We start from the raw sequence: 13,957 nt of genomic DNA on the forward strand, positions 1-13,957 counted from the left end.
GCTGTAGGTTGCCGCTCATCCGCCAAGCATGGCGCCTACGCCGCCGCCCGGCTCACGCGGGAAAAACTAAACCGTGATTTACTGCGAATTGGGAATGGAACGCGTTTCGTGCTAATATTGATGGCGATATAAATTTCGCTGGAAGCGGCGCCAGACGAAAGACGATAAAAACGCCCGCCATAGACCACGACGGCACCCGATCCCATAGATCGAAAGACCGTTCGCAGTGTTTAAAGAAGGGAGTGATATCATGCCAATGGTGACAGTATCGATTTCCCCGGAACAGGCAGCAAGAATGCGCGAGGCCGTGAATTGCGGCGCTTACGCATCCGGCAGCGAGGTCGTCAGGGCAGCGCTGAGACTATGGGCGGCCTCCGCCGAACATGGCGTCGGCGCAACGTCCACCGAACCTGTCGAAGCGGACCGGGAACGCATGAATGTCGCGGAACTTTATGCCGCACACACCGGGCATATCCGCCGGGCATAAGGCCCGGCGTAACAACCTTCCATATTGAAAGGGTTGTAACAAAACGTTCATCAAAGCTTCACAGTCGTGAAAGCTTTTGTTGACCTGTAATCTGCGATTGTTCGCCGCAAAAGAGACGGGTTCCCAATGGCGCATTCCATACGGCGCGCCACCAAAGGGACCGGCAACAGCGGAGAAATAGAAATGCAGGCCGTCACGCTGGAGAACGATGTCATAAGGCGTTTTGCCTCCGGGCACATGTTTCCCATGGCGAAACTGGTGCTTGAAACGGCGTTTCAGCCGATTGTCGAGGCGACGACAGGCACGATCTTCGGTTATGAATCGCTGATGCGCGGCCATGACCGGCTCGGTTTTTCCAATCCGCTGGCGCTTCTCGACCAGGCTGCCGCGGATGGTGAGTTGAAGGCCTTCGAGCAGATGCTGGCAAGCCGCGCGCTCGCGAAATTCTCCACGCTGCCCGATTTCTCCTCCGCCACCCTGTTTCTCAATCTCGATGTGCGGCTGATCCCGCATGGCAACGCCATTTTGGACAAGCTCGTCGGCTATCTGGCGCGGGCGGGCATACCGGCCTCCTCCATCTGCTTCGAGCTTTCCGAACGTTTCGACAATACCAGCGTGCCGGAATTCACGGCGCTGATCGCCCGCATGCGCAAGGAAGGCTTCAAGCTGGCGATTGACGATTTCGGCGCCGGCCATGGCGAAATGAAGCTGCTCTGCGACTTCCCGCTGGATTACCTGAAGATCGACCGGCATTTCATCACCGGCGTCGACCAATTGCCGCGCAAGCAGCACCTTGTGCGCAACATCGTCAACATCGCTCATATTCTCGGCGTCAGGGTCATTGCGGAAGGTATCGAAACCGAGGCGGAGTTTTTGACCTGCCGCGAATTCGGCGTCGATCTGGTGCAGGGCTGGCTGATCGCCAGGCCCACGGTCTTCACCAGCGAGCTGCCGGAGAGCTTTCCCCACATCAGCCTCATCGGCGTGGCGCGGCGCAGCAGCCAGACGCTCGACGAAATCCTCATTCGCCGGGAAATCGAGCGTCTTCCAACCGTCTTCGAACATGACAGTGTCGACAGCGTCTTCGAACTGTTCCGCAGTAATCCGCAGCAGGCGTTTTTCCCGGTCCTCAACGCCAATGGCGAACCGCGCGGCGTCATCAACGAATATCACCTCAAGGAATATATCTACCGGCCCTTCGGCCGCGATCTGCTCAAGAACAAGATCTATGAGCGCACCATCTCCCATTTCGTCGATCCCGCGCCGATTGTCGGCCTCGATGCAGATGCCGATCAGTTGATGAACATGTTCGCCAGCATGGGCGGCAGCGCCTGCATCATCCTGACCGAAAACATGCGTTACGCCGGCATCGTTTCCGCCGCTTCGCTCATCAAGGTCATCAACGAAAAACAGCTGAAGATGGCGCAGGACCAGAACCCGCTGACGGCGCTGCCCGGCAACCGCGCGATTGGCGGCTTCATTGCCGACCGCTGCAGCGACGGCGATGAAGTGCGCTTCTTCTGCTATTGCGACTTCGATAATTTCAAACCCTTCAACGACAAATACGGTTTCAACGCCGGTGACCACGCCATCACCCTGTTTTCAGCGCTGATGCGCCGTTACTTTTTTGCCGGAGATTGTTTCCTAGGCCATATTGGCGGCGACGATTTCTTCATCGGTGTGCGCGACTGGACGGTGGGAGAACTAACGGAAATCCTCGAGCGGCTGATCAGCGATTTTCATGATGACGTGGCCGAACTCTATTCGGACGAGGACCGCGCCGCCGGCTGCATGAAAGGTCAGGACCGCCACGGCAATGAACGGGACTTTGCGCTGCTGCGCTGCTCCATCGGCGTTCTGACCTTGCCGAAAGGGCATATCATCGCCAATCCAGAGCGGATCGGCAGCGAGATCGCGAGTGTGAAGGCGGCTGCGAAGGAAAACGAAGGCGGTCTCGTCGTACGGGTCTTCGGCGAGACAAATTGACACTCGTGACCAACGGCCTCCTTCCCTAAGCGGCGCATCTGACCTACATCTTCAGGCGACGCCCACACGTGAGGAGTTGCCCCTGCTATGCCCGACACCATGACCCTGCCCGAAACAATGCGCTTCATCGACCTTCCCTCCCATGGCGGCCCGGAGGTGATGCGGCTTTCGCAAGCGCCTTTGCCGAAGCCCGCCAAAGGCGAGGTTCTGGTGAAGGTCGAGGCGGCGGGCGTCAACCGGCCGGATATCGCACAGCGGCAGGGCGCCTATCCGCCGCCGAAAGATGCAAGCCCGATCCTCGGCCTTGAAATCGCCGGCGAGGTGGTTGCGCTGGGTGAAGGCGTCACCGAATTCAAGTTGGGCGACAAGGTCTGCGCGCTCGCCAATGGCGGCGGTTATGCGCAATATTGCACCGTGCCGGCCGGGCAGGCCCTCCCCTTCCCCAAGGGGTACGACGCCGTCAAAGCGGCGGCTTTGCCGGAAACCTTCTTCACGGTCTGGGCCAATCTCTTCCAGATGGCGGGCCTGACGGAAGGTGAAACCGTGCTCATCCACGGCGGCACCAGCGGCATCGGCACGACGGCCGTCCAGCTTGCCAAAGCCTTTGGTGCGGAAGTCTATGCGACGGCGGGTTCTGCGGAAAAATGCGAAGCCTGCGTGAAGCTCGGCGCCAGACGGGCGATCAACTACCGCGAGGAGGATTTCGCCGAAGTCGTGAAATCCGAAACAGGCGGCAAGGGCGTCGATGTCGTTCTCGACATGATCGGTGCAGCCTATTTCGAAAAGAACCTTTCGGTGCTGGCCAAGGATGGTTGCCTGTCCATCATCGCTTTTCTCGGCGGCGCCGTGGCCGACAAGGTCAACCTCACCCCCATCATGGTCAAGCGCCTCACCGTCACAGGCTCCACCATGCGCCCCCGCACGGCCGACGAAAAACGCGCCATCCGCGACGACCTCGTCGCAGAGGTCTGGCCGCTCATCGAAAGCGGTCAGCTGGCACCGGTCATCAACCGGGTCTTCACACTGGACGAGGTCGCGGAGGCGCACCGGCTGATGGAAAGCAGCAATCATATCGGCAAGATCGTGATACGGGTGTCGTGACGTTTTGAGCACGATCGTTGTTTTCATTGACAACACAGCAAAGTGTTGTCAAGAATAACAACATGAAGGCCATTCTGCTCGAAAAGACGCGCAAAGTGATCGACGAGACGGCCTTCTTCGAGGTTGTCCTGTGGCATCTGTCTGAGCCTGTTCCCGGAAGTCTTCACCCGTTCAAATATCGGCTGGCGCTGGTGATCAAAGGGGAATGTGTTCTGCGTTATGACAATGAACGCGGCAAAGGCGATCATCGTCACATGGACGGGCGTGAAGACACCATCGCCTTCACCACGCTCGAAGCCCTGTTCGATGCTTTTCAGGCGGATATGGAAAGGATTTTGTCATGACCGCACTCACCGTCCGTCTCAGCACGATCAAGGATATCAAGAGCCGCTTTGTTGCCGCCGGTAATCTGGCCATGTCTGGAAAGCCGGTGGAGGCGAAACCGTCCGTCGAATTTTCCAGCTATGAGGACCTGCACCGCATTCTCGCGCCGCTTCGCCTTGCCATCGTCAAGGCTCTGGCGGGACAGGGACCGCTTTCTATCCGGGAGGTTGCCCGTCGGGTCGGACGGGACGTACAGGCCGTTCATCGCGACGTGACGTCGCTCCTCCATGCGGGCGTTATCGACCGGAACGAGGCTGGCATAGAGTTTCCCTATGACAGCATCCACTTCGAATTCGACGTGAAGGCCGCAGACGCGGCATAGGTGCCGGGCGTCCCCTGGAAGTAATCCCTCTTGCATTACTGACGAATCGTACTACCTTCTAGTTATGTTCAACGTATCGGAAGGAGGTGATCCAATGTCTAGTGAGATTTCGGTCTCTGGTGCAGGCAATGGAAAGGGTGTGTTTTCGACGGGGCAGCCCTCGTTGTAAACCTCTTCTGCCTTCGGAACGTTGAGAAACAGTCCCGGGTCTGTAAACAGGACCAAACTCATGGAAGGGTCGCTTTGGCGACCCTTTTCCGTTTTTGCTTATTGCTTCGACGATTGGGGAAATCTGCGCCTGGGGTGCCGGTGCGGCTCTCCCGCGATGAGAAGAACTTCTTTCAGCCCAAGGACTTGGTCTGGCTGGATACCGGCTCGGGGCAGGTATGACGGAGAACTGAAGCGCGTCGCAAGAATCAGATCACAGTTCACCACAGTTGAAATCATAGACAGTGCTGGGTGTCGTTACCCCCCTCTGTCCTGCCGGACATCTCCCCCTCAAGGGGGGAGATCGGCAAGAGGCTTTCTCGCCACTTCATTCTCGACCGTCGAGAGGTGCGAGACCTCGCCATGGAACGATCTCCCCCCTTGAGGGGGAGATGTCCGGCAGGACAGAGGGGGGTAACGACACCCAGCACTGTCTATGATTTCAACTGTGGTGTACTGAGAGATCAAATTAAATGCGACGCGCGTTAGAGAGCGCCGTATCATCGACCAGCGTTTGCGTTCACGTATTCCTTATTTCTTCCCGAAAACCTTCCACCGTGTCGGGCGGAAGCGCAGTTCCGCGCCCACGGTCACGGCGGCGTTAAGCGGCACCTCGATTTCGAGGTGATACGGCTCATGGCCGTTATTGGCGATGTCGATTTCGGCGATGCGGGCGCCCGCGAGGCGGCGACAGGTGGTGACCTTGCCGTAAAGCGCGTCCTTCTCCTCCGTCAACACCACATCTTCCGGACGGAAGAAAAGCTCGCCCTCGCCAGAACCGTTCTCGTTTATGCCGATGCTTTCTCCCTGGAACAGCACATGGCCGTCGCGGATCGCGACCGGCAGGTTGGAGGATTCGCCGATGAAGGAGAAGACGAAGGGGGAATTGGGCGTGTCATAGACATCATCCGCCGTACCGACCTGCTCGATCTTGCCCTGGCTCATGACGACGACGCGGTCAGCCAGTTCCAGCGCCTCTTCCTGATCGTGGGTGACGAAGACAGTGGTGTGGCCGGTGCGGTCGTGGAACTCGCGCAGCCAGCGGCGCAGTTCCTTGCGCACCTTGGCGTCGAGCGCGCCGAAGGGTTCATCGAGAAGCAGAACCTTCGGCTCGATGGCGACGGCGCGGGCGAGCGCCACGCGCTGACGCTGACCGCCGGAAAGCTGTGAGGGGTAACGCTTCTCAAGGCCGGAGAGATGCACCATGTCGAGAAGCTCGGAGACGCGCCTGCGGATTTCCGCTTTCGGCGGGCGGCTGGCGGAGGGGCGCACCTTCAGGCCGAAGGCGATATTGTCGGCCACCGTCATGTGGCGGAACAGGGCGTAATGCTGGAACACGAAACCGACATTGCGCTCCTGCACCGTGCGGTGCGAGGCATCCTCGTCGCCGAAGAAAATCTGGCCGGTCGTCGGCTGATCGAGACCGGCGATAAGACGCAAAAGCGTCGTCTTGCCGGAACCGGAAGGACCGAGCAGCGCGATCAGCTCGCCGGAACGAATGTCGAGCGACACGTCGTTCAGCGCCGGAAAGCGGTCGAACTGCTTGGTGATGCCGGAAACTTTCACTTCCATGAAGATGCCTTTCAATGCTTGCCGGCTGCGTTGCCCGCGCCAAAGCGTAGTTCGAGAATGGTTTTGAGAACGAGTGTCACCAGCGCCAGACCGGCGAGCAGCGTCGCCACAGCAAAGGCCGCGCCTATATTGTACTCATTATAGAGTATCTCGACATGCAGCGGCATGGTGTTGGTCTCGCCGCGAATATGGCCTGACACCACCGAGACGGCGCCGAACTCACCCATGGCGCGGGCGTTGCAGAGCAGCACGCCGTAAAGCAGGCCCCATTTGATATTCGGCAGCGTGACGTACCAGAAGGTCTGCCAGCCGGAAGCACCGAGCGAAATCGCCGCCTCCTCATCGCCATTGCCCTGATCCTGCATCAGCGGGATCAGCTCGCGCGCGACGAAGGGAAAGGTGACGAAGATGGTGGCAAGCACGATGCCCGGCACGGCGAAGAGGATTTCTATGCCGTAACTCTTCAGCCATGGCCCGAGCACGCTATGGGACGAGAACAGGATGACATAGACCAGACCGGAGATGACCGGCGAGATCGAGAACGGCAAGTCGATCAGCGTGATCAGGAACGCCTTGCCCTTGAACTCGAATTTCGCAATCGCCCAGGCGGCCATGACCCCGAAGATCAGGTTGAGGGGCACCGAAATTGCGGCGACGAGCAGCGTCAAGCGGATGGCGGAGAGTGCGTCGGGTTCGACAATCGCCTCCCAGAAGGCGTCTGCGCCCTTGCGGAAGGCTTCGAAGAAGACCGAGACCAGCGGCAGCACGAGAAAGGCCGCAAGGAACAGGAAGGCTATCGCAATCAACGCCAGCCGGGCGGGAAGGCTTTCGCTGGCGGGATCGCGGAACGGCCGCGGGGACGTGCGGGAAACGGTCTCAGACATAACCGTACCTCCTGCGGCTCCAGGCCTGAATGAGATTGATGAGGAACAGCATGGCGAAGGAGATGATCAGCATGATGGTGGCGATGCCGGTCGCGGCCGCATAGTTGAACTCCTCCAGCCGGATGACGATGAGGAGCGGCGCGATTTCCGAGACGTAGGGAATATTGCCGGCGATGAAGATGACCGAGCCATATTCACCGACACCGCGCGCAAAGGCGAGCGCGAAACCCGTGAGGATGGCGGGCGTGAGGCTCGGCAAAAGAACGCGGCTGATAGTCTGGAAACGGTTGGCGCCAAGCGTTGCCGCCACTTCCTCCACCTGCCGGTCGATTTCTTCCATGACCGGCTGCACCGTGCGGACGACGAAGGGCAGGCCGATGAAGATCAGCGCGATGACGATGCCGGTCGGCGTAAACGCGATCTTGATGCCGAAGGGTTCGAACAGCGCGCCGACCCAGCCTCTGTTAGCATATAGCGTGGTGAGCGCGATGCCTGCGACCGCCGTCGGCAGGGCAAAGGGCAGATCGACGATAGCGTCCACGAAGCGGCGGCCGGGGAAGCGATATCGCGTCAGCACCCAGGCGACGATGACGCCGAAGACGGCGTTGACCAGCGCGGCAAGAAATGCCGTGCCGAAACTGACACGCAGCGCATTCAGCGTGCGGCTATCGGTGGCAATTGCAATGAAATCTGAAAAACCGAGTTTCGCCGTGGACCAGACAAGGCCGCCGAGCGGAATAAGAATGATGAGAAACAGATAGGTCACGGTGTAACCAAACGTCAGGCCGAAGCCCGGTATGACGCTCGACTGCCGCCATCTCCACCTGTTTCCGGATGTATTGTTGCTCATCAAGGCTCCGGATAAACTTTGTTCTATTTTATTTTCAGGACAGGAACCGGGGTCCGCTGTCCTGAAGATGCCCTCTGGGAGCCGGTATTCCCGGCGTGCATTACAAAGTATCGACCGGCACGGCGTCCGGTCGATCAGGCTTTCATCGCCTTGTCCCCGCGGACGGATGACGACGTGTCACCTCATCATCCGCTTACTTGGCGGGCTTGTAAATCTGGTCGAAGATGCCGCCGTCACCGAAATGTTCAGGCTGCGCCTTCGCCCAACCGCCAAACTGCGGGTCGTCAATGGTAACGAGCTTGATCTCGGGCAGCTGCTTGAGGAGATCCTTGGAAACCGCAGCGGGATTGGACGGGCGGTAGAAGTGTTTCGCCGCAATATTCTGGCCCTCGTCGGAATAGAGATATTGCAGATAGGCTTCCGCCACCTTGCGCGTGCCCTTGGCATCGACATTGGCGTCAACCACGGCGACCGGCGGTTCCGCAAGGATCGAGATCGGCGGCACGACGATATCGAAGGCGTCAGAGCCGAATTCCTGACCGGCGAGATAGGCTTCGTTTTCCCAGGCGAGCAGCACATCGCCGATCTGGCGCTGTGCGAAGGTCACCGTGGAACCACGGGCACCGGTATCAAGAACCGGGGCGCGCTTGTAAAGCTCGCCGACATAGGCCTTGATCTTGTCCTTGTCACCCTTGAACTCTTCGTTCGCCCAAGCCCAGGCTGCAAGATAGTTCCAGCGCGCGCCGCCCGAGGTCTTTGGGTTCGGCGTCACGATCTGCACGTCGCCCTTCACCAGATCGCCCCAGTTATGGATGCCCTTGGGGTTACCCTTGCGCACCAGGAAGACGATGGTGGAGGTGTAAGGTGAGGAATTATGCGGCAGACGGGTGCGCCAGTCCTTGTTGATCTTGCCGGAATTCTGGACGATGGCGTCGATGTCGCTCTGCAGCGCCAGCGTCACGACGTCGGCTTCCAGACCGTCGATGACCGAACGGGCCTGCTTGCCGGAGCCGCCATGTGATTGCTGGATGGTGATATCCTCGCCGGTATCGGCCTTCCACTTCTTGGCGAAGGCTTCGTTGAAATCCTTGTAGAGTTCACGGGTCGGGTCGTAGGACACGTTGAGCAGCTTGGTCTGCGCAGCGGCCGGGCCAGCGCCGCCAAACGCCAGTGAGAGGCCAAGCGCCACAACGCTCAAACCGGACAAAAGCTTGGACATCGGTATTCCCTCCTGATTGCGACGGCTTAACTCTACCGGTTGGGTAGAGTTGGTCAATGAGGCCGAATACGATCGAAAAACTGTTTCCCGAGAGCGTTTTTCCGGGCAACAAAAACAGCGTAGCGTCAGCGAAAGGCGCAAGAAGCGTCGTGTAAAACTTTGCTGAATGCAAAAGCGTTTCACATTCTAGATGATTTTTTTGCGCTGGCGCGAAAATATTATGGGGTTTTAGACGATTTTTTCGTTAGGGGGATGCAGGAGGGCGACAGCTAAGGGCTTTGCCGCTGTTTCGTTGTTTGAGCATTCACCACTGCGAAACTCGTGTCACAAGTTGCACGACCATGTGCCGACAGGCAGGTATGCCCTCTCCCCCGGTCATCCTCGGGCTTGACCCGAGGATGATGGTGGAATTTCTGGGTGGAGGTCGTGGATGGTGTGGTGCTAGGCCGTCAAAAGCTCGGGCACGTCCACCCCCGCCACCGCATCCGCAATAGTGGTATTGAAAAGAATGTTGCGCGTCGCATCGGCCACGCGGGCAAAGACGTGGCGGATCTCGCACTGCTTCTCGCCGTCGCAATCCTCGCAGCGGCGATAGGCGGTCTGCGACAGGCAGGGCAAGGGCGCAAGCGGCCCGTCGATGAGGCGCAGCACCTCGCCGAAGGTGATATCGTCCGCCGGACGGGACAGAAGATAACCACCCTGCTTGCCGCGCCTGCTTTCAACGAGGCGTTCCTTCTTCATTTCGAGAAGGATCTGTTCCAGAAACTTTTTCGGGATGGCCTGTTCTCTCGCAATGTCGGAAATCTGCACAGGACAGGCCCCGTCGGCCTTGGCCAGCGAAAGGAGCGCCCTCAGCGCGTATTTTGCCTTCTGCGAAATCATCGTAAAACCAGTAGACCACAAGCCCGGATACCCGGCAATTCCCGCTTAGCGCAGAAGTTGTCACAATTCAAATCCAAGCTGCAAAGAAGGTGAACGGGCATCTTTTGCTCATAGATCGTGCGCGTGAGGCATTTTTGCTCTGAAGTGCAGCGCACAAAGACTGTCATTTCTGTTCGCATAGCCGGATTTCAACAATAATCGGCCATGGAAATCCCGGACGTGACAATGACGATCAATTCAGCAAATGCCTCCGCCGATGCCGCTTCTCTCGACGCCACGCTTGCCGGGCTCGATCTTTCGGGTCGGCTTTCGTTTATCGCCGGCCTTGGCGGGCGGGCGGTGTTCACCACCAGCCTCGGCATCGAGGATCAGGTCATTACGGCCGCCATCGGCACGCACCGCCTGCCGATCGATGTCGTGACGCTCGAAACCGGCCGGCTGTTCAAGGAAACTGTCGATCTCATCGACGAAACCGAAGAGCGTTTCGGCATTGAAATCCGCCGCTTCCGACCGGAGCAGGACGATATCGACGCCTATGCCGAAAAATACGGCCTGAACGGTTTTTACGAAAGCGTTGAAGCGCGCCACGCCTGCTGTCATGTCAGAAAGCTGATCCCGCTTGGCAAGGCGCTGGAAGGCGCCACCTTCTGGATCACCGGCCTCCGTCGCGGCCAGTCGGGCAATCGAGCCACGACGCCGTTTGCCGAATTCGACTCGGATCGTAATCTCATCAAGATCAATCCGCTGGCTGACTGGGATATCGACCTCATCCGGGCGCATGTCGCGCAGGAGAACATTCCCGTCAACCCGTTGCATCAGCGCGGTTACCCCTCCATCGGCTGCGAGCCGTGTACGCGCGCCATCAAGCCCGGCGAGCCTGAGCGCGCCGGACGATGGTGGTGGGAAAACGACGAGAAGCGCGAATGCGGTCTTCACGTCGCCGGTGCGGAACAGAGCCCCACCGTTTCCACCATCCCGCAACGATAATCATTCAGTTCATCTCCCGGAGTTCAACATGTCCAACGCAGTCCACGAGACGGACAGCAAGAATACTGTCGCAGCCAAGCCGCCGCTCGATCCGCATCTGAAGGCGCTTGAAAACGAAGCCATTCACATCTTCCGCGAAGTCGCCGCCGAATTCGACAATCCCGTGATGCTCTATTCCATCGGCAAGGATTCGTCCGTGCTGCTGCATCTGGCGCGGAAGGCTTTCTTCCCCGGCCGCGTTCCCTTCCCGCTGTTGCACGTCAATACAGGCTGGAAGTTCAAGGAAATGATCGAATTCCGCGACAAGATCGTCAAGGAATACGATCTCGACCTGATCTCCTACACCAACCCGCGTGGTGCGAGCGAAAACGTAACGCCCTTTACCCACGGTTCGGCGCTTTACACCGACATCATGAAGACGGAAGCGCTGCGCCAGGCGCTGGACGCCGGCCAGTTCGATGCGGCCTTCGGCGGCGCGCGCCGTGATGAGGAGGCAAGCCGCGCCAAGGAGCGCATCTATTCCTTCCGCACACCAGACCATAAATGGGACCCGCGCAACCAGCGCCCGGAACTGTGGAACATCTATAACGGCATGGTCCGCAAGGGCGAAAGCGTGCGCGCCTTCCCGCTCTCCAACTGGACCGAAGTGGATATCTGGCGTTACATCGAGGCGGAAAACATTCCGCTGGTGCCGCTCTATTACGCCGCCGAGCGTCCCTATGTCGAACGCGACGGCATGATGATCCTTGCCGAAGACGAGCGGCTGGAACTGCTGCCCGGCGAAGAGATCAAGCATGGCTCGATCCGTTTCCGCACGCTCGGCTGCTTCCCGCTGACCGGCGCGATCCGTTCCGAGGCGGCGACGCTTCAGGAAGTGATCGCGGAACTCGAAATCGCTACCGTTTCCGAACGGCAGGGCCGCGCGATTGACCGCGACCAGTCCGGCTCCATGGAGAAAAAGAAGCGCGAGGGGTATTTCTGATGAGCGCTGCCGCTGCCAACACCCCCGCCTCTTCCGCCACCATCCTGCCCTTTTCCGAGCATTCGAAGGCGGCGCGCGACACGCGTCCGCTGCGCCTCATCACCTGCGGCAGCGTGGATGACGGCAAGTCGACCCTGATCGGCCGTCTTCTCTGGGACACCAAGGCCGTCAAGGAAGATCAGGCCGCAACGCTACACCGCGACAGCGGCAAGCAGAACGATCTTGGCCTGCCCGATTTCGCGCTGCTGCTCGACGGTCTTCAGGCGGAGCGCGAACAGGGCATCACCATCGATGTCGCCTATCGTTATTTCGCCACCGACCGGCGCGCCTTCATCGTCGCCGACACGCCCGGCCACGAGCAATATACCCGTAACATGGCGACCGGCGCTTCCACGGCCGATCTTGCCGTGCTGCTCGTCGATGCGCGCACCGGCATTCTCGAACAGACCCGCCGCCACGCCACCATCGCGGCGCTGATGGGCATCCGGCAATTCGTGCTGGCCGTCAACAAGATCGACCTGACGCATTACGACAAGGCCGGTTTCGAACTGATCGCCCACGAGTTCCGCGAGTTCGCCTCCGATCTCGGTATCAAGCAGATCACCGCCATTCCGATGTCGGCGCTGAAGGGTGAAAACGTCGTTCTGTCAGGCAAGGCCGCCATGCCCTGGTATGAAGGCCCAACGCTGGTGGAAACGCTGGAGTTGGCCACCGTTCGCTCCGCGCAGTCCGGCGGCTTCCGCCTGCCGGTGCAGCGGGTCTCACGCCCCGGTGAAAGCTTCCGTGGTTATCAGGGTACGGTTGCCGGCGGTTCGGTGAAGCCGGGCGACAGCGTCGTCATCCTGCCTTCAGGCATGGTCGCGAACGTCAAGCAGATCGTGACTTTCGATCTCGTGCGCAATGCCGCCGTGGCGGGCGATGCGGTCACGCTCGTCCTCGACCGTCAGGTGGATGTGTCGCGTGGCGACATGATCGTCTCCATAGAGGCGCAGCCGCAGACGGGACTTGCCTTCGACGCGCAGATCGTCGCGTTGCAGCCGGGCGGCATAGAAGCGGGCAAACGCTATTGGCTCAAAAGCGGCAGCCGCCGCCAGCGCGTCAGCGTCCAGCCGGTCAGCCAGCTGAACCTGAAGGAAGGTGAATGGCAGGCGCATGAAACCGCACTGCCGATGAACGCCATCGGCAAGGTGCGGCTTTCCTTCGATGAGACGGCGATCTTCGATCCCTATGAACAGAACCGTTCGACCGGTTCCTTCATCCTGATCGATCCCGACACCAACAACACGGTTGCGGGCGGCATGATCGCCGGCAAACGCAGCGTCGGTGCGTCGGAAGAACAGGGCGACCGGGTCATTCTCTCACTGCCCGCCGATCTTGCGGAAAAACTGCTGGCCAGCGAGCTCCTCGCCAAGCACCGCGACGAGATCGACATCCGCCGCACCGACGGCGCAACGGCCGCGCGGCTGATTGGCGATCTGGGCTGACACGCCCCCCGCTCAGACAAACAAAAGGCGACCGTCAGAGCGGTCGCCTTTTTCGTTTCAGGGCCTTTTCCGTGTCAGAGACGGCGGATTGGCTTAAAACACGAACATATAAAGCAGAATGATCACGAAGATCGGAACGCCCATAGCCCACAATGCGATACCCTTCAGCATGCTATCCTCCATTGTTGTCTGGTTGAATAACGACTGAGGCGGCTTTCCGATCCATGCCGCTCTCCTGATTTTTACGGGTTGTTTCTCGGCGGCAGAAAAAGCTGTTTGTTCATCCGACGTTCATGCACGAAAGGCGAATTTGCGTGCGGTCGCTCCGCCAAGCGGCCCAACAGAGGCTCGTTGTTTGAAAAAGCAGCGGGCCTCTTTTTTGATCGCGATAAGTTGATCGTGACGATGCCCCTGAAATTCAGGGCCTATGACGGTGATGGATAACTTCTTGGATTGTTACGAAGAATTGAGGCTTCTAAGACAGTTCCTGTCGCGCGTCCCCTGAAACAGGCCGCGACATTGAGGCCTGGCGCTTGGCGGAGCGACGGGCCTCTTTTGCTGGTATGCCGCGTGGCGACCCCAAAAGCCCGCCGAAGCGGGCCATCCCATT

The 13,957-nt window shown here is 59.3% G+C and carries 13 protein-coding genes; 8 read left to right on the forward strand and 5 right to left on the reverse strand.

Features of this window, described 5'->3' with window-relative positions; genetic code table 11:
* Positions 1 to 250: 250 nt before the first annotated feature.
* From AGR1_RS09455 to AGR1_RS09475, 5 genes are all read left to right on the forward strand, one after another.
* Positions 251 to 487, forward strand: coding sequence for a type II toxin-antitoxin system ParD family antitoxin (locus tag AGR1_RS09455; protein WP_077982768.1), 237 nt, complete (start codon positions 251 to 253; stop codon positions 485 to 487).
* Positions 488 to 670: 183 nt separating this feature from the next.
* On the forward strand, positions 671 to 2,473 hold the full coding sequence (locus AGR1_RS09460; RefSeq protein WP_149146769.1) for an EAL domain-containing protein: 1,803 nt from the start codon (positions 671 to 673) through the stop codon (positions 2,471 to 2,473).
* 87 nt (positions 2,474 to 2,560) lie between these two features.
* Entirely contained in the window at positions 2,561 to 3,574 is a 1,014-nt protein-coding gene (locus AGR1_RS09465) for an NAD(P)H-quinone oxidoreductase (RefSeq protein ID WP_187772100.1), read from the forward strand.
* 62 nt (positions 3,575 to 3,636) lie between these two features.
* Positions 3,637 to 3,918, forward strand: a complete 282-nt coding sequence (locus AGR1_RS09470) for a DUF6516 family protein (protein ID WP_149146770.1) — start codon at positions 3,637 to 3,639, stop codon at positions 3,916 to 3,918.
* Complete coding sequence (locus AGR1_RS09475; RefSeq protein WP_020812514.1) at positions 3,915 to 4,280, forward strand: helix-turn-helix domain-containing protein; 366 nt, start codon at positions 3,915 to 3,917, stop codon at positions 4,278 to 4,280. The genes AGR1_RS09470 and AGR1_RS09475 overlap by 4 nt, the downstream gene beginning before the upstream one ends.
* A gap of 738 nt (positions 4,281 to 5,018) precedes the next feature.
* On the opposite strand, the gene AGR1_RS09490 is transcribed toward AGR1_RS09475, so the two are convergent.
* The 5 genes from AGR1_RS09490 to AGR1_RS09510 form a co-directional block, all read right to left on the reverse strand.
* Entirely contained in the window at positions 5,019 to 6,059 is a 1,041-nt protein-coding gene (locus tag AGR1_RS09490) for a sulfate/molybdate ABC transporter ATP-binding protein (protein ID WP_149146771.1), read from the reverse strand.
* A gap of 11 nt (positions 6,060 to 6,070) precedes the next feature.
* On the reverse strand, positions 6,071 to 6,943 hold the full coding sequence (gene cysW / locus AGR1_RS09495) for a sulfate ABC transporter permease subunit CysW (RefSeq protein ID WP_080791187.1): 873 nt from the start codon (positions 6,941 to 6,943) through the stop codon (positions 6,071 to 6,073).
* The gene (cysT, locus tag AGR1_RS09500; RefSeq protein WP_080791188.1) at positions 6,936 to 7,793 is read right to left on the reverse strand and encodes a sulfate ABC transporter permease subunit CysT; all 858 of its coding nucleotides are present in this window, start codon (positions 7,791 to 7,793) and stop codon (positions 6,936 to 6,938) included. The genes cysW and cysT overlap by 8 nt, the downstream gene beginning before the upstream one ends.
* Positions 7,794 to 7,986: 193 nt before the next feature.
* On the reverse strand, positions 7,987 to 9,012 hold the full coding sequence (locus AGR1_RS09505) for a sulfate ABC transporter substrate-binding protein (RefSeq protein ID WP_149146772.1): 1,026 nt from the start codon (positions 9,010 to 9,012) through the stop codon (positions 7,987 to 7,989).
* 441 nt (positions 9,013 to 9,453) lie between these two features.
* Positions 9,454 to 9,894: an Rrf2 family transcriptional regulator gene (locus tag AGR1_RS09510; RefSeq protein ID WP_080791190.1), complete on the reverse strand. Its 441-nt coding sequence runs from the start codon at positions 9,892 to 9,894 to the stop codon at positions 9,454 to 9,456.
* A 204-nt stretch (positions 9,895 to 10,098) separates the two neighbouring features.
* On the opposite strand from AGR1_RS09510, the gene AGR1_RS09515 reads away from it, so the two are divergent.
* Genes AGR1_RS09515 through cysN form a run of 3 tightly spaced genes read left to right on the forward strand, consistent with a single transcriptional unit; the run spans position 10,099 to position 13,347 of the window.
* A complete protein-coding gene (locus AGR1_RS09515; RefSeq protein WP_187772101.1) occupies positions 10,099 to 10,881 on the forward strand; it encodes a phosphoadenylyl-sulfate reductase in 783 nt (260 codons plus the stop codon).
* Positions 10,882 to 10,909: 28 nt separating this feature from the next.
* Positions 10,910 to 11,863: a sulfate adenylyltransferase subunit CysD gene (gene cysD, locus AGR1_RS09520; RefSeq protein ID WP_149146774.1), complete on the forward strand. Its 954-nt coding sequence runs from the start codon at positions 10,910 to 10,912 to the stop codon at positions 11,861 to 11,863.
* Positions 11,863 to 13,347 carry a sulfate adenylyltransferase subunit CysN gene (gene cysN, locus AGR1_RS09525; protein ID WP_149146775.1) on the forward strand — a complete coding sequence of 495 codons (1,485 nt, stop codon included), beginning with the start codon at positions 11,863 to 11,865 and terminating at the stop codon, positions 13,345 to 13,347. Before cysD ends, cysN begins: the two co-directional genes overlap by 1 nt.
* The last annotated feature ends 610 nt before the right edge of the window (positions 13,348 to 13,957 follow it).

The organism is Agrobacterium sp. B1(2019) (assembly GCF_008274755.1).
Classification (GTDB): Bacteria; Pseudomonadota; Alphaproteobacteria; order Rhizobiales; family Rhizobiaceae; genus Agrobacterium; species Agrobacterium salinitolerans.